This window comes from Streptosporangium sp. NPDC049046 (assembly GCF_040649155.1).
Lineage (GTDB): Bacteria > Actinomycetota > Actinomycetes > Streptosporangiales > Streptosporangiaceae > Streptosporangium.
Genome location: NZ_JBEZEZ010000021.1, coordinates 45,168 through 62,211, shown reverse-complemented (window position 1 = coordinate 62,211; position 17,044 = coordinate 45,168). Strand labels below are relative to the sequence as shown.

Below are 17,044 nucleotides of genomic sequence, written 5' to 3'. Positions count from 1 at the left end.
TCCGGTGGCCGAGGTGATGGGGCAGCTGGCGCTTTAGTCCTCGTCGGCCAGCGGAACGCCGGCTTTTTGCGCCCATTTCTCGATCTGATCCCAGTGGCCGCCCCAGGCGCGGCGATTGATGGTGCCGTCTCTGCGGATCTGCTGGTTTTCCGGCACTCCGTAAGCCTGGAACAGATCACCACACACCGCGGCGGTGGCCCGGGCCAGCGGCCGTCCGTCATCAGCCAGGTCATCCAGCGACACCGCCGCCTCCCCGAAGGCCAACCGGATGAAGCGCGTGCCCAGCGACCGGTGGCCGTCGATGGCGCGGGTCGTGGTGTTGAGGTCGACGCGGTAGCGGATGAGGTCGGGGTCGTCGAAGGGCCAGGCGGTCTCCAGCTCCGGCTTGGCCGAGACAGCCGGGTGCAGATGCGTGTCGGCTACCAGCATCACGCGCGCTATCGCCGATCCGGCCGCGGCGGCGCGGTCACGTGCGTGGCGGGCCAGGTAGCGCAGGGCACTGGCCGTGCGGCTGACGATTTCGGCATCCAGGACGCACACCGTGAGCTTGTCGCTGACAAACGGGGAAATGGCGGTCGGGTGGAGCGCGAAGGTGGCTGCGCCGTCGGTGTAGAGCTGGGCGCGGACGGCATAGACGGTGGTGGCGCCGGCCTCGGCGACCAGGCGGCGATGAGCCACGCCGACGCTGTCGAAGGTGGCGGTGTGGGCGCCCAGCATGACCACCTCGCTCTTGGTCCTCTCGTCGAAGTCGCGCACCTTTGTCCCGTCCAGCAGCAGGTCTCCGGGCAGATCGGGTACCACGGTGACCACCAGCAGCGGCCTGGGGTAGCCCTGCCGGGCGCTGGTCATCGCAGCGGCTATGACCGCCTCATCCTCCAGCTCACGCAGGCGGTCGACCTGGTCGCCGGCACCCATGAGGCGGCGCCGGTAGGCGGCGGCGATCTCCGACTCGCTCAGCCACACCTTGTCGGCTCCGTGTCGGCGCGGCCAGCGCAGCGGGCTTTCGTTCTTCTGCGCCGGGTTCGACACCGCGTGCGGGGCTTGTGAACTGGGCGGAATCGAGATCAGCAGGAACCCGTGACCGGGGGTGGCGGGGTTGGGCACCTCACGCATGGCAAAGCGCGGCATGGGGTGCACGCGAGCGGCGACCGCGTTGCGGATGCGCGACTGCAGCCGCTGAAAGCCCACGTCCATGGCTTTGGAGGGGATATCGCCGACGTCGGCCATCCCGACGATGATCAGGCCGCCGGTGTGGTTGGCGAAGGTGGCGACATCGACGGCGACGTCGTCGTTGCCCTTCTCCCTGCGCTCTCTGTCCCCGTCGGGGATGTCGACCTTGTAGTCCAAGTCCTCGGCCTCGCGGGCGTCGGGATTGTTGACCAGGGCAGCGATCTGGGCGTAAGTGACCAAATGCAAAGGCGCGCCGAGCAGGGCCTCCAGGCGGCGAGGGCTGTGCAGCATGAGCAGCGGGTCTCCTTTGACCACAGTGGCGATCGACCACGGTGACGATCGGATCTGGCCCGGTCACCGTAAACGACGATTCAACCGGATTGTCAGCAAACACGCACTCAATGTGTTCACTGTCAACGCGGTGACACCCCTTGTCAGCCATCCTCTTCAGCAAGGGGGGCGATGTCATAGCCACCACAGTGATTAGATTTCCATCTAACTTGACGTCCGTCTAAACAGTGTGGAATGGTGGCGCTACTTAGACATTCATCTAATTCATGGGGTGGGGTCGCTATGTCTGGCCCCGCGCCGAAGGGAGCCTGCGATGGCCAACAGCGTCGGCGGCGGATTCACCGGAAACCTCGACGAGGCGTTCACCCCGCCCGCGGCGGGAGGATGCTGCGGCGGCCCCGCCGCACCCGAGACAACCACGGCGGCCCAAGCAGCGGCAACCTCCTGCTGCGGCAGCCCCGCGGCGGCGAGCCAGGCAGCCGAGGCCGGGTGCTGCGGCCAGGCACCGGCGAGCCCGCAGACCACCGGCAGCGCCGCCACCGGGTGCTGCGGATGATCTCCCGGTCATCGGCGCCCACCCCGGTTCAGCCAGATCCGACCGTCCGGGAGCCGGGCCTGGCGAAGGCCTTGGAGCGGCTTTCGGCCGACAGGATGCTGGCCACCGTCCGCGAGCTGGCCGCTGACGGCTATGCGGGCCGGCGGGTGGGCACCCCCGGCGGCCGGGCCGCCGCCTTCTGGCTCGCCGAGCAGCTGGGCGGGCTGGGCGCCCAGGTGCGGCTTGATGCGTTCGACGTCGCCGAGGTGCGGGAGCTGTATCGCACGCCGATACTGGGCTGGAGCACCGATGCGGCGGTCCGGGCGTTGGAGCATCGCCGTGATTTCGTCGAGCACCTGGCCTCGGCCGAGGTGCCCGAGCCGCGCTCGGCGCCGCTGGTGGGGGCGGAGGCGGCCGATCTCGGCGGCCGCTGGGTCCTGGCCTCAGCCGAGGACTGGACCCAGGCCTGCGGGCGCGCTGAAGCCGGCGGCGCGCTCGGCGTGCTGATGGTCCGGGGCACCGACGCCGAGGGGTGGATGTCCAAGATGATCGCCGGACCCGCCCGGCGCGCGGTGGCGGTCATCGGGCTGCGCCCCGACCTGCACCGGCACCTGGTCGGCGCCCTCAGCACGGGGCAGGTGAACGTGACGGCGTCGATGCCGCTGCGGTCGGTCGGCGCCCAGGGAGTCAACGTCCACGGCCACCTGCCGATCGGGTGGGACGCTGCGGACGAGACGATGGCGCGGGGCCCGGAAGGTGGGCCGCGGGTGCTGCTGAGCGCGCACTTCGACGGGGTGGGCGACGACCCGGATCGCCGCCTGCCCGCTGCGGCCGACAACGCCTCCGGGGTGGCCGCGGTGCTGGAGGCCGCCCGCGTCCTGCGCGCTTCGTTGAGAGCGCCGGTGGATCTGTCGGTGTCCTTCCTGGACGCCGAAGAGACCGGCGCATGGGGTTCGGCCCACCACGCCCCCGCTGTGGCGCCGGGCACTCAGGTCATCAACCTGGACGGGGCCGCGCAGCTGCACCAGGCGGCCGCGGTCGAGGCGGGCGGCCCGGCCCATGGGCTGCTGTCCGTCTTGGACCAGGCTGGGCGCCGCACCGGGGTGGCGTTGCGGGCCGGGGCGATGGCCTCGGACAACCGCCGCTACGCCGCGGCCGGGCTGGCCGCGATCGGCATCGGGATGGGCATGCCCGGCTACCAGACCCCCGCTGAAACCCCTGAGCGCATCGAGCCGGACACGCTGCTGGCCGCCGCGCGATTGCTGGTGGCCACCGTGTGGCTGCTGGCCGGGTCGCCGCAGACTTAAAAGGCAGGTGCTGGCCGCGACCCGGCTGCCCCGCCCGGCCTGGACCAGGCCGGGCGGGGCAGCGGCCGGTGGTTACCGGGCGTCGAGCTCGGCGATCAGCTTCTCGATGCGGGCGCGGATCTCGTCGCGGATCGGCCGAACGGCCTCGATGCCCTGACCGGCCGGGTCATCGAGCTTCCAGTCCTCATAGCGTTTGCCGGGGAAGAACGGGCAGGCATCCCCGCAGCCCATGGTGATCACCACATCAGAGTCCTGCACGGCCTCGGTGGTGAGGATCTTCGGCCTCTGGCCGGTGATGTCGATGCCCACCTCGGCCATCGCCGCCACGGCGGCCGGATTGATCCGCTCGGCGGGCTCCGAGCCGGCCGAGCGGACCTCGATGCGATCTCCGGCCAGGTGGGTGAGCCAGCCGGCGGCCATCTGGGAGCGTCCGGCGTTGTGCACGCAGACAAACAACACGCTGGGCGTATCAGACATGAACCGATCCCTCAGAGGTGGTGGAAGTGGTGAACAGGCGGCGGCCCCAGAGGCTGACGTAGACCAGGGCCACCAGGACGGGCACCTCGATGAGCGGGCCGACCACCCCGGCCAGGGCCTGACCGGAGGTGACGCCGAACACGCCCACCGCGACCGCGATGGCCAGCTCGAAGTTGTTGCCCGCCGCGGTGAAGGCGAGCGTGGTGGTGCGCTCATACGTCAGGCCGATCGCCCGGCCGGCCAGGAAGGAGCCGCCCCACATGAGGGCGAAGTAGGCCAGCAACGGCAGCGCGATGCGGGCCACGTCCCCGGGCTGGGAGGTGATCGTCTCGCCTTGCAGGGCGAACAGGATGACGATGGTGAACAACAACCCGTACAGGGCGATGGGCCCGATCTTCGGCAGGAAGCGCTCCTCGTACCAGTCGCGGCCCCGGGCGCGTTCGCCGAGCCGGCGCGACATGTATCCGGCCAGCAGGGGAATGCCGAGGAAGATGAGCACGTACTGGGCGATGTCCCAGGCCGAGACCCGCAGCGCGGCGCCCTCGCCCAGGCCCAGCCAGCCGGGCAGGACCTCCAGGTAGAACCAGCCGAGCACGCCGAAAGCGATCACCTGGAAGATCGAGTTGATCGCGACCAGGACGGCGGCAGCCTCGCGGTCGCCGCAGGCCAGGTCGTTCCAGATCAGCACCATGGCGATGCATCGGGCCAGACCGACGATGATCAGGCCGGTGCGGTACTCGGGCAGGTCGGGCAGCAGCAGCCAGGCCAGCGCGAACATCAGCGCCGGACCCAGCACCCAGTTCAGCACCAGGGAGGCGAAAAGCAGGCGGCGGTCGCCGGTGACCGTGCCCAGACGGTCGTAGCGGACCTTGGCCAGCACCGGGTACATCATCAGCAGCAGGCCCAGCGCGATCGGCAGCGAGATCTCGCCGATCTTCACCGCCTCCAACGCGGAGTTCAGGCCGGGCACCAGGCGTCCCAGCAACAGTCCGGCAGCCATCGCCAGGCCAATCCACACCGGCAGAAACCGGTCCAGGGTCGACAGCGCACCCATCACGCCTGTCGAACCCGCGGCGGCCGGAAGTGGAGGTGGGCTTGAGGACATGCATCTTCCTTAACGGTGCAACGGTGCCGTGGTCAGACGGTGGCAGGGGTGTTCAGCAGGGCCGACAGCTCGGTCAAGGTCTCGGGGACCAGGCGGTAGTAGACCCAGGAGGCGCGCCGCTCAGAGGTCAGGAGCCCGACTTCTTTGAGCACCTTGAGGTGGTGGCTGATGGTGGGCTGGGACAGTTCGAAGGCGCCGGTGATGTCGCACACGCACACCTCGCCGCCCGAATGGCTGGCCACGATCGACAAGATCCGCAGCCGGACCGGATCGCCCAGGGCCTTGAACACCGGCGCGATCCCGGCGGCCTGCCCGGCGTCCAGGGGTTGGCGAACCAGCGGCGGGCTGCACTCAAGGATCTGCAACAGCTCCATCAGACCTCCGGACATAGATACTCATCGAAGTCACGCACTGTCTATATTGACAGACGTCTATGAGTGCTCGGTGTGCGGGGGTCAGCTGACCGGCACGCCGAGCTCGCCAAGGAGGGTGCGCACCCGGCGCTCGATCTCGTCGCGGATCGGGCGTACCTCCTCGGAGCTCTTGCCCGCCGGGTCCTGCAGTTCCCAGTCCAGGTAGCGCTTGCCGGGAAAGATCGGGCAGGTGTCCCCGCAGCCCATGGTGATCACCACATCGGCGGCCCGGACGATCTCCTCGGTCCACGGCTTGGGGAACTCCCGGGAGATGTCGATGCCGCGCTCGGCCATCGCGGCGATCGCGGCCGGATTGATCTCCGTGGCGAACTCCGAGCCACCCGACCAGCCGACCGCGTGATCACCGGCCAGATGGGAGAAGAAGCCCAGCGCCATCTGGGAGCGGCCGGCGTTGTGCACGCACAAGAACAGCACGATCGGCCGCCCGTCGCTTTTGCCCTCGACGCGGGCCAGGGCGTGCAGGCGCTGGCGGGCGAAACGTTCGGCCAGCAGCGGCAGGAAGTTGGCCACCGCGGCGCGGGTGGCGAACTGGTCGTAGCTGGTGTGCAGGAACCGCTCGATCGTCTCGACCGAGAAGGTGCCGACAAACTCCTCCCCCAGCCGACGCGCCGCGGTGGCGATCGCCAGCTGCTGATCGATGGTCAGGTCGTCGCGCTTGTCGGTACTGGTCATCGCTGGCTCCCGGGACGTCCACGCATGGAATCGATGAGTGTCTAATTCGACTCACGCCGATATTGGCATCCATCGATCCCAGTGTGGGTAAACGGTGCATGAACAGCCGATGTGCGCCTTCCCTTCGGGCCGCTCGGAGACAAAGCCCTGTCGGAGAGCCAGGGAGCATCACCCCGGGACGCCGCCGGTGCGGGCGCTCCGAAGAGGAAATCGTCGGACTGCAGGGGTCTGCAGTCCCGAACTCTGATGATCACAGCGGCCGTCTCAGCCCTGCACGTCACCCGCCGGGGGCGGTAGGAGATCGTAGGAGCGACCCGCGTACGGCGCGGGCATCGGGCAACGAGGAGCGTGGTGGGTGTGAGCACGGACGAAGCCGCTCTCCCTTCTCGCGCAGCGGGTTCAGCGCCGCTGATCTTCACCGCTGGGGCGGCGGTGGGCCTGCTGGGCGGGATGATCGGCCTGGGCGGCGCCGAATTCCGTCTGCCACTGTTGATCGGCTTGTTCGGCTTCGCCGCACTGTCAGCAGTCATCGTGAACAAGACGATGAGCCTGATCGTGGTGCTGGTCGCCCTGCCCGCCCGCCTGGCCGCCGTCTCCCTGATCGAGTTGGGCGCGCACTGGACAGTGGCGGTCAACCTGCTGGCCGGAAGCCTCGCGGGGGCGTGGGTCGGGGCATCGTGGGCGGTGCGGATGCGCACCGCCACCCTGTACAAGGTGCTGGCGGCCCTGATGGTGGGCATGGCGGGCGCCCTGGTGCTCACCCACACCACCGCCCTGGGCTCGATGGCGCTGCCCGCCCCGGTACAGGCGTTCACAGGGGCGGTGGCCGGGTTCGGCATCGGCGTAGTCGCCGCGATCATGGGCGTGGCCGGCGGTGAGCTGCTGATCCCGACGATCGTGCTGCTGTACGCCGTCGACATCAAGACCGCGGGCAGCCTGTCGCTGCTGGTGTCCCTGCCCACCATGCTGGTCGCCTTCACCCGCTACAGCCGCGATGGCAGCTTCGCCGTCCTGGGCACCAACCTGCGCTTTATCGCAGTCATGGTCGCCGGCTCGGTCACCGGCGCACTCCTGGGCGGCCTGCTGCTCGAGGCTATCCCCGACCTGATCCTCATCCCTGCCCTCGCGGCCATCTTGCTGATCTCGGCGGTCAAGCTGGCCCGCCACGCCCCTGGGGGGAGATGAACTTCCCCACGCCTCGAAGCAGATGGTCGTTTGTCAATGGCACCTGAATACGCCGAAGGCCCCGCCCTGTGGGCGGGGCCTTCGGTTCAACGTGTGCGTACCGGTGTGCAGGTCGCCTCTCGGCGAAATGCGCAACGCGGCTCCAGCCGAACGGTATTCCGCGAAGGCGATAGGTGAGGCCCGGGGACACTGGGCACACCGGCCACGAGATGCACAACCATCGTCGGCCGCCGGATGTTCCCGCACCTTCGCCCCGGGTTCATCGCCCGACGATTGTGCTGCGCCGCTCCATCATGATCACATCGCGCCAGGTGCCGTGGTGGCGGCCGACGCGCTCGCGGGTGCCGACTACCCGAAAGCCGAGCGTCTGGTGCAGCGAGAGGCTGGCCGCGTTCTCCGGGAAGATTCCGGCCTGGATCGTCCAGATCCCGGCGTCCTCGCTGGCGGCGATGAACGCGCTCAGCAGGGCCCGGCCGATCCCATGGGCCTGGCAGCCGGGATGAACGTAGACGCTGTGCTCAACGACTCCGGCATACACCGGCCGCGCCGATACCGGTGAGGCGGCCACCCAGCCGACGACCTCACCGGTATGAGTATCGGCGGCGACGTAGCGTAGATGCGCGAGCCTGCCCGCGGTGAAGCCCTCCCAGCTGGGGGCCGTCGTCTCGAAACTGGTCTGGCCGCTTTCCAGCCCCGCCCGGTAGATGGCCAGCACCTGCTCGGCGTCGGCGTCGCGCATCGGCCGGATCTCCAGCCTCGGCGAGATCGCGGGCTTGATCGCCTGGACGATCGCCGAGTGGACACCGTCGCCGTGATCGGCGGTCAGCGTGATCGAGGCGCCGACGAATCCGGTCTCCAGCAGCAGCTGGCGGTACTCGGCGACGCTGAGCGAGCCGGCGACGCAGCCCACTCGATGCTCGGTGGCCGCTCGCAGCTCAGGGTCGAGGGTGCCTTCGGTGACGACGTCGCTGAGGCCCAGGCGGCCTCCGGGCCGCAGTACCCGGAAGGTCTCGGCCAGCACGGCGGCTTTGTCGCTGGACAGGTTGATTACGCAGTTGGAGATGACGACGTCGACCGCGTGATCGGGCAGCGGGATCGCCTCGATCGCGCCGTACACGAATTCGGCGTTAGTCGCGCCCGCCTGCTCGGCGTTGCGGCGGGCCAGCTTCACCATGTCGGCGCTGGCGTCCAGGCCGTAGGCCTTGCCGTGCGGCCCGACCCGGCGCGCCGACAACAAGACGTCGATGCCGCCCCCGGAGCCCAGATCGAGCACGGTCTCACCCTCACGCAGTTCGGCGACGGCGACTGGGTTGCCGCAGCCGAGGCTGGCGCGCAGCGCGCCCTCGGGCAGGCCTGCGGTGTCGTCGTAGCCGGCCGCGCCGAAGCGGCCCCGCTCGAAGGCCTCGGCGCCGCAGTCGGTGACGGTCTCACCGGCCAGCGCCGCGCGGGCCAGGCCGGAGTAGCGGTTGACGACCTCGTCGTGTGCCATGGCGTGCTCCTACTGGCAGGTGGGCGTTGTGGGAACGGGATTGCCCATCACCACGTCGGCGGCGGTGGGAAAGCAGCTCACACAGGCCTCGTTGATCCGGTACAGGCTGGAGGTGCCGTGGCGCTCCACCAGGACGAACCGCACCTCCGACAGGATCTTCAGGTGGTGTGACACCGTCGACTGGCCGATCCCGACGGCGGTGACGATCTCCCCGACGCTCATCGGCTCGCGCCGCCGGGCCAGCAACGACACGATCTGGATGCGGGTGCCGTCGGCCAGCGCCCTGAACCAGCTCGCGTACTCTTCGGCCTCGGCCCGCCCCAGGTGTTCCTTCTTCGCATTCATCGAATATCGACGATATACGATGAGTGCCTGCTGGAGAACCCCTCCTCCCGCCTTCGGGAAGGCCAACCACGAAGACGGCATCTCCACGTTCACGCCTGCCGGTAGAGCAGCGTGCGCCAGCCATCCGACAGGCGTGATTGCTGGCAGGTCCGATGGCAGGATCAACCTGTCCGGATCACCCGGGTCCAGCGAGCCGCCCTGTCACAGCTAGCAGGCTTTTCCGGCAGCAAGTCAGCGTCTTTGAGTGCCTTCGCCGCTATCAGCAGGCAAGCACGTTGTGGCGCGCTCACACCACGGAGCTTCCGCGTTCGGCGCGATCATGAGATTGGCTAACGAAACAGCTCGGCGGCTGACACCTGAAGCGCGTCGGAGATCTTGAACACGTGATCCAGTAACGGACTGTAAGCACCGTTCTCGATCCGGTTGATGGTTTTCCTGTCGACCTCTGCCATCTCACCCAGCGTCTCCTGGGTCAGCCCCTGCTGTTCACGCACCTCACGGACCCTGATGCCGAACTGTCTGCGCAGTTCAGTGAGTCGGGGTGTGATCGCGGATGGCACGTACCAAACCTGGTATGCGCCTCACTCAAAGTCTGTACCATACATGGTACATCTAACGGAGTGTGATCGCCTCTCTCTCCGTTAGAGATAGAAGTGAGGTTTCAGGTGGCATCACGCCTTGTCGGGATCGCCATCAGAAGGTCGCTCGGCTCACGAGGGAAGAGGAACGATCGGGTGCCAGCCGTAAGAAAGTACCCCGATGACCTAAGGTCGCATGCGGTGCAGCTGTACCGGGAGTCGGACCCCAAACCGGCCATCAGCCGTCTGGCAGAGCATCTGGGAGTTCATCGCGAAGCACTGCGTACATGGATCCGCGAGGATGAGGCCACGCACCAAGACGACGACCAGCTGGTCACCATCCGGCTGGCAGAACTGCGCGATCTCCGCAAAAAGAACGCCGAGCTCAAGCGCGCCAACGAGATCCTCAGGGCGGCGAGCGCGCTGTTTGCCGCCGAGTTGATGGAGGTCGGCTGATACGACCTCGCCCATCTGGCGCCACTTGGCCATGTCTCCACAGTCGTCAAGTGAGCACTGGCTGTTCTGCGAGTCCCGTGCCTGAAGTCGCGGCCCATCATGATCGACCGGGTGCGCGCTGCGACTGCTTGAGTGGTCGCCGCTCGATGTGCGCCGGCGAGAGGAGGTCGGAGCCCTGATCGGCGCGTGGCAGCCGGAGGTGGTCGTCAATACCGCGTACCGGCAGACGGATTGAGCGACCACGGCGGTCGGTGCCGTGAACGTGGCCTTCGCGGCGGACGGGCGCCTGGTTCACGTGTTCAGCGACGCGGTCTTCTCCGGAGCGGCGATCCGCTATGACGAGACGAGCGTTCCCGATCCGATCACCCCCTCCGGTGCCGCCAAAGCCGCCACCAAGACGGCAGTGGACGCCATCGTGTCGAACTCAGCGGTAGTTCAGACGTCCCTGATCGTCGGTGACGGCGATTCTCCGCACGAAGTGCTGGTGCATCGACTGGCCGGCGGCGGGGTCAGGGGAACGTTGTTCACCGACGATGTCCGGTGTCCCGTGCATGTCGCCGATTTCGCCGCGGCTCTCCTCGAACGCGCCACGTCCAGGTATCACGGCGTCCACCACGTCGCCGGAGCTGATGCGGTGAGCCGGTACGAGCTGGGACTGCTCATCGCCCGACGCGACGGACTCGATATGGACGAGGTGCCTTCAGGGCGGCGCGCGGAGGCCGGTTTGACCGGGCCGTTGGACGTGCGCCTGCGGTGCGACATGACTCAAAGGCGGCTTCGGACCGAACTGCGTGGCGCGCGGCAGTTTCTCGGTGAGGGACACCGCTGATCGTGATTTTATTGCCTGCGAATGTGCTCACTGCAGGGGCATAAGGACACCTTCGGTCGTCTGTCATCGGCGTAGTCCTTCGCCGGCCAGGAGCAGTGCGGCTTCAGGGAGGTCGAGGTCCTCGATGGTTTCGGGCCGGTGCAGGTGATTGGGCGCGCCTGGTTCCGAGAGAGTGAGCGGTTTCAGCAACGCTGAGTCCACGTTTCTGATCTCAAGGTGGTTGAGGACCCGGTTGGTGATCGCAGTGGAGTGGTTACCGTTGCAGAACTCGCGCCAGAGGGTTCCCGCCCAGGGGTCGAAGCGGCGCTGGTCCATGAAGTAGCGCAACGCGTCCAGCAGGGTGCCGCCGAGGCGGATCTCATCGACGATGAGCATCGCGGCCGCGCTGAGCAACGGTCCGGGTTGGTAATCGAGCAGGTCACGGCAGAACTGGCGGGCTGCGGGGCCGCTGGTCAAAGCGAGTTGGTCGCGTAGATGGCAGAACTCGTGAAAGATCCACCAGAGGTGGACGTCGGTGCCGGTGGGCAGCATCTCTGGGGTGCCCAGATAGACGGCCAGCCGAAATAGCAGCTCATAGAGGTCCCAGAAGTCCTTGGTGGGTTCGATGGGGCCATGTCGTGGGTAACGTAGGCGGGCGCAGAGGTCGTGCTGGATGCGCAGGAGACGCTCGTCTCCGAGCTGATGGCAAGGGAGCCGAGCGAGCTGCTGGCGGCAGTTTCGAGAGCCGACGATGCGTCCTTGCCGGCCGAAGGGGCCGTTGCATTCGCGCCGATAGCGAGGGGTGTAGCCGACGCTGATCCGGGTGTGGCAGCTTGGGCACCAGCCCGTCAGATAGACGCGGTGCAGGGGGCAGACCACACACGGCAGCAGGTGCCAGGAGATGCGCCAGATCGGGGTTGGCTCGGCCAGGCAGCGAGGGCAGATGGCTGCGGTGCCGGTACGCCATGGCCAAGGACGGGCGGTGGTGTTACCGATCCAGCTATGGGTGATGAATCGGCCGCCTTGGCCAAGGAGCAGCATGGCTCTCATGGCACGGGCGCGCAGGCCGGTGGCATCGCGCAGGTTCTCGAAGACGTACTCGCCGTCATAGAGGGCGAAGAGGTCCTCTCCCACGGTGTAGCGCCGAGGGGTATAGGGCGGCAGGCCAAGCAGGGGCGCGATCGTGTCACGGTGACTGAGGTGTGCCTCGACCAGGCGAAAGAACCAGGAGTGGAAGGCCTCGCCATCGGCCGGCGGGGGCACCAGAGTCAGCCGGCGCAGCGGTAACCGCGGGGACTCGACGAGTTCGGCGGTATAGCGCGGGGTCATCCGGTGCCCGTGCTCTGCCCAGACGCGGGCGGAACGCTTTTCGCCCGGTGCTTGGCGGCGGCCTGACGGCGGGCTTTGGCCTTGGCGTAGTCGACCTCATCGTTGTGACCGAGGACCACGCTGTCCAGGACGTCGCGGGTGAGCGCTTCAACACCGGAGTCCATCGCCACGTGCGCCGCGTCTTTGAACAGCATCGCCAGCCCGCCGATGTAGCCGGACGTGCGTTCGTGCAGGTAGCGCCAGTGCTTCAAGGTGAGGGAGTCGGGCTGGTGATCGAGGAGGATCAAGTTGCTCTCGAAGTGACGCACCAGCGACATCCAGTTGCGCTGTTTTTCTGCGGTGGTGATCCGGAAGGGTGCCAGGTTTTGCAGGTCGGCGAAGCGGGAACCGAACTGCCCGGCCCGGCCGCGCTCGTCGTCGTTGGGGGCGGTGCCAGCCTTACCCGGGCGAGTGCGGGGCGGAACTCCGTCGGTGAACAGATTGCCTTCCTCCAACAAGATCCCCGCACCGATGATGGTGACCGCGGCGTGGTTGGCCAGGTTCTTAATGTGGTTGTTCATTTCCTCGCCGTTGCCGCGGATCTGTTCCAGCATGTGCAGGTCGTCCAGGAGCAGCAGTTCAGCGCCGCCGGCCTCCATCGCATCCAGCACCGGGGTGGTCAACGTCCACTTGGTCGGTGCGCGGCCAGGGACCGGGACGTGCAGAAACTTGCCGACGGCCTGGGAGAGCATGCCTGCGGTGGCGCCGGTGCTGACGCTGACATAGATAACCGGCACCCGCTCGCCGAGGAAATTGCCGCGAAACTCCGACGCGGACACGCCGGGCGGGGGCGCCCAGCCAGGGTGGCGCTCACGCCAGGCCAGCTCGTAGTCCTTGCCGATCATCTTCAGCAGCGACGTTTTGCCGCAGTGCCCGGGCCCGTTGATGATCGCGCCGTGGTAGGTGCCGTCCTCGCTGTATTTACCCTGGGTCAGTTTCGGCTTCAGCGCCGCCAGCACCTGCAGGATCTGCGGGTGCTTGATGAACGGCGGGTTGGCGTTGCAACGTGAGCGCTGCTCATCGAACGGGCCCCGGCGCTCGGCGGGCCAGCTGTCGTACTCGCTGCGGCTGACCGGCTCCGGCCGCGGCGGGGCCTGGCGAGCGCAGAGCTCGCGCCAGTGCTCCTTGGTACGCGGCTGTGCGACACGCTTGTTCATGCGCCCTCCGGTCTTTGCGGCGCGCCGGGGTTCCAGATCTCGAACTCCTCAAGCTCGCTCAGGTCCACCACGACCGCATCCACGGGCTCCTTCTCTGCGGCGGGCGGGACCAAAATCAGCGCCGGAGGCAGCTCTTCCTGCTCGTGGATCTGGGCGCGAGCTTGATCACGTTTAATGGCGCGCGCGTCCTCACGAGCCCGCAGCAGCTCGCGGCGGGTGCGGGCGGTGGCCGACTCGGGCGCGTCCATGCGGCGTTGCAGATCCACCAAGGCATCGGCGATATCCTGCTGACTCGGCTCGCGCAGTCCGCCCTCGCGCAGCAGCTTCCGGGCCTGTTCGACCATCCGCCAGGTGAACGGGGTGGCTGGGTCCGGCAGATGCGTCCAAAATAGGACGTGCCAGGCGCCTTCGAGGAAGATGAACACACGGCTGGGATCACCGGGGTGATAGCGAATCGGCCACTTCCTGCCTTTGCCTGGGACAGGCGAGACCGCCCGCCGGTAGTTGCCCAGGATCGGATCGTCGTAGATGAGGTAGTCGCGCTGCACCCCCTCCGGGCGGATCACCCGGTACTCGATCGGCAGCCGCTTGCAGTAATGGTGCGAACTCGGCGGGCAGACGATGTAGCCGTAGCGGGCCACCATCAGGCTGTAGGCCTGGTTCGGTGACATCTCCAGCTCGGGGAACCCCGGAACGATCAATCCCGAATGCACGCGCCGCTGATAGATGGCCACCACGTACTCGGCGAAGAACTCCTCCAAGTCCTCCAGACTCCACCGGGCGGCGTGCTCCACCAGCCGGCCCCGGCTGGAGGTGTCAGACCCCTTGTAACCGGCGACATGCTTGGCGAAATCTTCACTGATAACGCCGAAGGCGCGTTCAACGTTGGCTTTGTCGGTGGGACTGGCCTTGCGGGCCAGACCCAGGTTGATGCCCAGATCCAGGCAAGCCTCGCGCAGCGCGTCCGACAGGTTGACCTTGGCGTGATCGGCGAGGATCTCCTCCGGCCAGATCACCGGCCGCGCCGCGGCCAGCTCCAGCCGCTCTTCCAGATCCACCTCGCGGGTGATGGGCAGGCGCAGCATCCGGAATGCCAGCGCTTGCTGCCAGCCGGGCCTCATCGGCTCCGGTGTGATCGCGTCGTTGAGCAGCATCACCACGTCGACCGCGCGGGTGTCGCTCACGGTCATCCGCCAGGCCAGCAGCGTCCGGGTCGCGACGTCGATCGCCAGCACGACGTGCACCTTATGGGTGACGTCGCCGATCGGGTCGTAGGCGATCACATCCAGCGGGGTGGCGTCGATCATCACCACCTGGCCCGGCCGCACCGCCGGGTCTGGCCGGTAGGAACGCTGCGGACGCGCCGCCGCGCTGCGCCGCGAGGGAGCGCGGCCGAAGGTGTACTGGCCCGGCAGCAGCACCTCAACGTGGCGGGCGACGGTCTTGGCAGAAGGAATCCGCACCGTCCCCGGCCCGTACTCGTGATCCAGCCGATCCTGCAGCCGCCGGCAGAACCGGTCCAAGCCACCGGTGGAGTCCTCTCGTTCACCGACCCGGTGCTGAGCGAGGATCGCATCCAGCACTCGCTGATCGGCGCGGGCCAGCGGATCGCGTACCTCAGCGCCGCGCCCGTCGATCAACCCGGGACGTTCCTCCGTACGGAAACGGCGCAGCTTGCGCCAGATCGTCCGCTCGCTGATACCGAGTTCAGCGGCCTTGGCCCGGACCCGATCACCGCGCCGCGGATGTAACCCCAGATCGTAGGTAGGGCGTGGCTCACCTGGTGCGGCCTGCTCCGGATCGCCACTGCGGTAGCCGGTTTTGATCTCGTTCAAGTGCGCCTCGAGGTCACGCACTGCTGCCGCCTTGTCCTCCGGCAAGCCGTCCAACAGCGCCCCGGCGTCGACGGCAGAGGAAGCCGACTCGGCAGAGATCTCGCTGACCAGCCGAAACCCGGGCGCCGCCATCAGGGCCGCGATGTAGATGGCCGTCCACTCCCCACCGGCCGATCGCAGGTGAACCTCGCTGCCGCTCTGACCGACCACCTGGTGGCGTGCGTCGTTGAACCACACCCACTCACCCGTCGCCAGCCGCCGACCGGTCGCCTCTCCGTCTCCGCTCACCGCCGCGCCCCAGCGCCGCTGCTCGCCGCAGTGGCCTGAACCAAGCTGGTGTCCTCCAGCGGCCGAGTCAGGTCCACCATCAGTTCCCCGGTCCAGCACAGGTGCAGCACGACCGCGCGAGCCACCAGCGGTTCGGCGGTAAAGCTGACCAACTGCCCCAGTTGGACCGGCTCGCCGGCCAGGGACAACAACTGCGCACGGTAGTGGCTCACCCCCACCATCTCGCGGCGATAACCCGCCAACGCCAGCACGTTGATCGTGCGTTGCCGCCCAGGCGGTTCGCCGACCAGTTCGTAGCCCCAGCCCGCCGCCGCGCAACAGGCCGCCACCCGCTCGGCGGTCGCCTTCACCTTCGCATCGGCCAGCCGAGCGGGATTCTTCACTTCCATGATCGTCGCCGAGCCGTCCAGCCAGCGGACGAACAAGTCAGGCGTGGCCTTCCAGGAGCCGCGATCGTCCACGCCGAACAGTTGCATCGGCTGGCCGGAGAAGCCGCTCACCTCGGGGTTGAAGTCCAGCAGCGTCATCCAGACACTCTCCAGATACGACTCGCATTCGATCATCCGGTTCGTCGTGGAAGACCAGTGAGTGCTCGGCGTGTGCGCCTGATCGGCGCGGTGCGGGATTCGCCGGACCGCACCGCAGTTCTCGAAAGCCACCTCGGCGGCATCTTCGAGCGAGCAGCGCTCTTCCTGCCCATCCGGGTGCAGGTAGCGAACTTGGACGCTGCGTAGCTGCAGGTCGGCAGCCAGCTTCATCGCGCCTCCACAGGCTGTCAGGCCGCCTTTTCTTGGTCATTCAGACCTCGGCAACACCCGGTAGACTACTGTGACGTACATCACAATAGCGCCCTGTGATCGGATCTGTCCTCGCTTTCCCTGCCATGGCCCCTCAACTGGCCCGTTGCCCACAGACCAATTAATTCACCACCATTCCACTCCTCAGCCTCGCTCAGGACCGGCGACCGCGCCGAGGCAAGACATCGAGGGCCGCTGCGAACACGGATGGCAAATCCAATTCCGCGAGCGGATCCGGATGCCGGCCGTTCCACCTGATTCGAGCGGCTGCGACCAGTGGCTTCAACCGGACCGCCAATTCCTCTTCCCCCTCCGCGGCGACCACGTGCGAGGCCACTGCCAGCAATCCCGCTGCCACCAACGCGGTCTGTGGAACCATCCCGAAACGGCCCGCTACCCCTGCCCGGTTCCACCGGCGCACCACCGCTTCTGTGGCCATTGCCAGCCGAGCATCGGAAGACATCGCATCCAGTAAAGGCAGAACCTCCGGCATCCCCAGGCGGACCAGCATCGCAATCGCTTTCAACGCCGCGAACCACTGGCTGGCCCCCACCACCTGGGCCGCGATCAGCGCGGGTCGGCGGCGCGTCGCCACCTCGAGCATCAGCCGTTGCGCGTCGACGAGTTCGTTGCTCACCGTACTCGTCCTGATCTGCGAGACCGGTTGATCGCAAACACCCCCGCTAACGATCGCGCCGCATTGCAACGGGGCAGGTACGCGTGTGCGAGACAGACCACGCGGCCGGC

General features: G+C 67.6%; 18 protein-coding genes. 5 read left to right on the top strand and 13 right to left on the bottom strand.

Annotated elements, in window-relative coordinates:
* Positions 1-33: 33 nt before the first annotated feature.
* The gene (locus tag AB0B96_RS27510) at positions 34-1,461 is read right to left on the bottom strand and encodes an ATP-binding protein (RefSeq protein ID WP_362903128.1); all 1,428 of its coding nucleotides are present in this window, start codon (positions 1,459-1,461) and stop codon (positions 34-36) included.
* 313 nt (positions 1,462-1,774) lie between these two features.
* Between AB0B96_RS27510 and AB0B96_RS27505 the strand changes: the two genes are divergently transcribed.
* On the top strand, positions 1,775-2,017 hold the full coding sequence (locus AB0B96_RS27505) for a hypothetical protein (protein WP_362903126.1): 243 nt from the start codon (positions 1,775-1,777) through the stop codon (positions 2,015-2,017).
* Complete coding sequence (locus tag AB0B96_RS27500; RefSeq protein ID WP_362903124.1) at positions 2,014-3,303, top strand: M28 family peptidase; 1,290 nt, start codon at positions 2,014-2,016, stop codon at positions 3,301-3,303. The genes AB0B96_RS27505 and AB0B96_RS27500 overlap by 4 nt, the downstream gene beginning before the upstream one ends.
* 72 nt (positions 3,304-3,375) lie before the next feature.
* Here the strand turns inward: AB0B96_RS27500 and AB0B96_RS27495 are convergent, their stop codons facing one another.
* The 4 genes from AB0B96_RS27495 to AB0B96_RS27480 form a co-directional block, all read right to left on the bottom strand.
* Positions 3,376-3,780: an arsenate reductase ArsC gene (locus AB0B96_RS27495; protein ID WP_362903122.1), complete on the bottom strand. Its 405-nt coding sequence runs from the start codon at positions 3,778-3,780 to the stop codon at positions 3,376-3,378.
* Positions 3,773-4,885, bottom strand: a complete 1,113-nt coding sequence (gene arsB / locus AB0B96_RS27490; RefSeq protein ID WP_362903120.1) for an ACR3 family arsenite efflux transporter — start codon at positions 4,883-4,885, stop codon at positions 3,773-3,775. Before arsB ends, AB0B96_RS27495 begins: the two co-directional genes overlap by 8 nt.
* A 32-nt stretch (positions 4,886-4,917) precedes the next feature.
* Positions 4,918-5,259: a metalloregulator ArsR/SmtB family transcription factor gene (locus AB0B96_RS27485; protein ID WP_362903269.1), complete on the bottom strand. Its 342-nt coding sequence runs from the start codon at positions 5,257-5,259 to the stop codon at positions 4,918-4,920.
* Positions 5,260-5,340: 81 nt separating this feature from the next.
* Complete coding sequence (locus AB0B96_RS27480) at positions 5,341-5,991, bottom strand: arsenate reductase ArsC (protein WP_362903118.1); 651 nt, start codon at positions 5,989-5,991, stop codon at positions 5,341-5,343.
* A gap of 357 nt (positions 5,992-6,348) precedes the next feature.
* Here AB0B96_RS27480 and AB0B96_RS27475 point away from each other — a divergent pair, with 357 nt between their 5' ends.
* Positions 6,349-7,176, top strand: coding sequence for a sulfite exporter TauE/SafE family protein (locus AB0B96_RS27475; RefSeq protein ID WP_362903116.1), 828 nt, complete (start codon positions 6,349-6,351; stop codon positions 7,174-7,176).
* Positions 7,177-7,435: 259 nt separating this feature from the next.
* On the opposite strand, the gene arsM is transcribed toward AB0B96_RS27475, so the two are convergent.
* From arsM to AB0B96_RS27460, 3 genes are all read right to left on the bottom strand, one after another.
* The gene (gene arsM / locus AB0B96_RS27470) at positions 7,436-8,665 is read right to left on the bottom strand and encodes an arsenite methyltransferase (protein WP_362903114.1); all 1,230 of its coding nucleotides are present in this window, start codon (positions 8,663-8,665) and stop codon (positions 7,436-7,438) included.
* Positions 8,666-8,674: 9 nt separating this feature from the next.
* The gene (locus tag AB0B96_RS27465; protein WP_362903112.1) at positions 8,675-9,010 is read right to left on the bottom strand and encodes a metalloregulator ArsR/SmtB family transcription factor; all 336 of its coding nucleotides are present in this window, start codon (positions 9,008-9,010) and stop codon (positions 8,675-8,677) included.
* Positions 9,011-9,339: 329 nt separating this feature from the next.
* A complete protein-coding gene (locus tag AB0B96_RS27460) occupies positions 9,340-9,570 on the bottom strand; it encodes a helix-turn-helix transcriptional regulator (RefSeq protein WP_362903110.1) in 231 nt (76 codons plus the stop codon).
* A 93-nt stretch (positions 9,571-9,663) separates the two neighbouring features.
* Between AB0B96_RS27460 and AB0B96_RS27455 the strand changes: the two genes are divergently transcribed.
* The gene (locus tag AB0B96_RS27455; protein ID WP_362903108.1) at positions 9,664-10,044 is read left to right on the top strand and encodes a transposase; all 381 of its coding nucleotides are present in this window, start codon (positions 9,664-9,666) and stop codon (positions 10,042-10,044) included.
* Positions 10,045-10,300: 256 nt separating this feature from the next.
* Positions 10,301-10,873 carry a sugar nucleotide-binding protein gene (locus AB0B96_RS27450; RefSeq protein ID WP_362903106.1) on the top strand — a complete coding sequence of 191 codons (573 nt, stop codon included), beginning with the start codon at positions 10,301-10,303 and terminating at the stop codon, positions 10,871-10,873.
* 63 nt (positions 10,874-10,936) lie between these two features.
* On the opposite strand, the gene AB0B96_RS27445 is transcribed toward AB0B96_RS27450, so the two are convergent.
* From AB0B96_RS27445 to AB0B96_RS27425, 5 genes are all read right to left on the bottom strand, one after another.
* The gene (locus AB0B96_RS27445) at positions 10,937-12,181 is read right to left on the bottom strand and encodes a TniQ family protein (protein ID WP_362903104.1); all 1,245 of its coding nucleotides are present in this window, start codon (positions 12,179-12,181) and stop codon (positions 10,937-10,939) included.
* The gene (locus AB0B96_RS27440; protein WP_362903102.1) at positions 12,178-13,377 is read right to left on the bottom strand and encodes a TniB family NTP-binding protein; all 1,200 of its coding nucleotides are present in this window, start codon (positions 13,375-13,377) and stop codon (positions 12,178-12,180) included. The genes AB0B96_RS27445 and AB0B96_RS27440 overlap by 4 nt, the downstream gene beginning before the upstream one ends.
* A complete protein-coding gene (locus AB0B96_RS27435; protein WP_362903100.1) occupies positions 13,374-15,500 on the bottom strand; it encodes a hypothetical protein in 2,127 nt (708 codons plus the stop codon). The genes AB0B96_RS27440 and AB0B96_RS27435 overlap by 4 nt, the downstream gene beginning before the upstream one ends.
* A complete protein-coding gene (locus AB0B96_RS27430) occupies positions 15,497-16,258 on the bottom strand; it encodes a TnsA-like heteromeric transposase endonuclease subunit (RefSeq protein ID WP_362903098.1) in 762 nt (253 codons plus the stop codon). Before AB0B96_RS27430 ends, AB0B96_RS27435 begins: the two co-directional genes overlap by 4 nt.
* Before the next feature lie 193 nt (positions 16,259-16,451).
* On the bottom strand, positions 16,452-16,934 hold the full coding sequence (locus AB0B96_RS27425) for a hypothetical protein (RefSeq protein ID WP_362903278.1): 483 nt from the start codon (positions 16,932-16,934) through the stop codon (positions 16,452-16,454).
* Between the last annotated feature and the right edge of the window lie 110 nt (positions 16,935-17,044).

Excerpts from the sequence above, each read along its gene's own strand:
- AB0B96_RS27500 (WP_362903124.1), top strand. The coding sequence starts at position 2,014 with ATGATCTCCCGGTCATCGGCGCCCACCCCGGTTCAGCCAGATCCGACC.
- arsB (WP_362903120.1), bottom strand. The coding sequence starts at position 4,885 with ATGTCCTCAAGCCCACCTCCACTTCCGGCCGCCGCGGGTTCGACAGGC.
- AB0B96_RS27510 (WP_362903128.1), bottom strand. The coding sequence starts at position 1,461 with ATGCTGCACAGCCCTCGCCGCCTGGAGGCCCTGCTCGGCGCGCCTTTG.
- AB0B96_RS27495 (WP_362903122.1), bottom strand. The coding sequence starts at position 3,780 with ATGTCTGATACGCCCAGCGTGTTGTTTGTCTGCGTGCACAACGCCGGA.
- AB0B96_RS27480 (WP_362903118.1), bottom strand. The coding sequence starts at position 5,991 with ATGACCAGTACCGACAAGCGCGACGACCTGACCATCGATCAGCAGCTG.
- AB0B96_RS27505 (WP_362903126.1), top strand. The coding sequence starts at position 1,775 with ATGGCCAACAGCGTCGGCGGCGGATTCACCGGAAACCTCGACGAGGCG.
- AB0B96_RS27445 (WP_362903104.1), bottom strand. The coding sequence starts at position 12,181 with ATGACCCCGCGCTATACCGCCGAACTCGTCGAGTCCCCGCGGTTACCG.
- AB0B96_RS27465 (WP_362903112.1), bottom strand. The coding sequence starts at position 9,010 with ATGAATGCGAAGAAGGAACACCTGGGGCGGGCCGAGGCCGAAGAGTAC.
- AB0B96_RS27430 (WP_362903098.1), bottom strand. The coding sequence starts at position 16,258 with ATGAAGCTGGCTGCCGACCTGCAGCTACGCAGCGTCCAAGTTCGCTAC.
- arsM (WP_362903114.1), bottom strand. The coding sequence starts at position 8,665 with ATGGCACACGACGAGGTCGTCAACCGCTACTCCGGCCTGGCCCGCGCG.
- AB0B96_RS27485 (WP_362903269.1), bottom strand. The coding sequence starts at position 5,259 with ATGGAGCTGTTGCAGATCCTTGAGTGCAGCCCGCCGCTGGTTCGCCAA.
- AB0B96_RS27440 (WP_362903102.1), bottom strand. The coding sequence starts at position 13,377 with ATGAACAAGCGTGTCGCACAGCCGCGTACCAAGGAGCACTGGCGCGAG.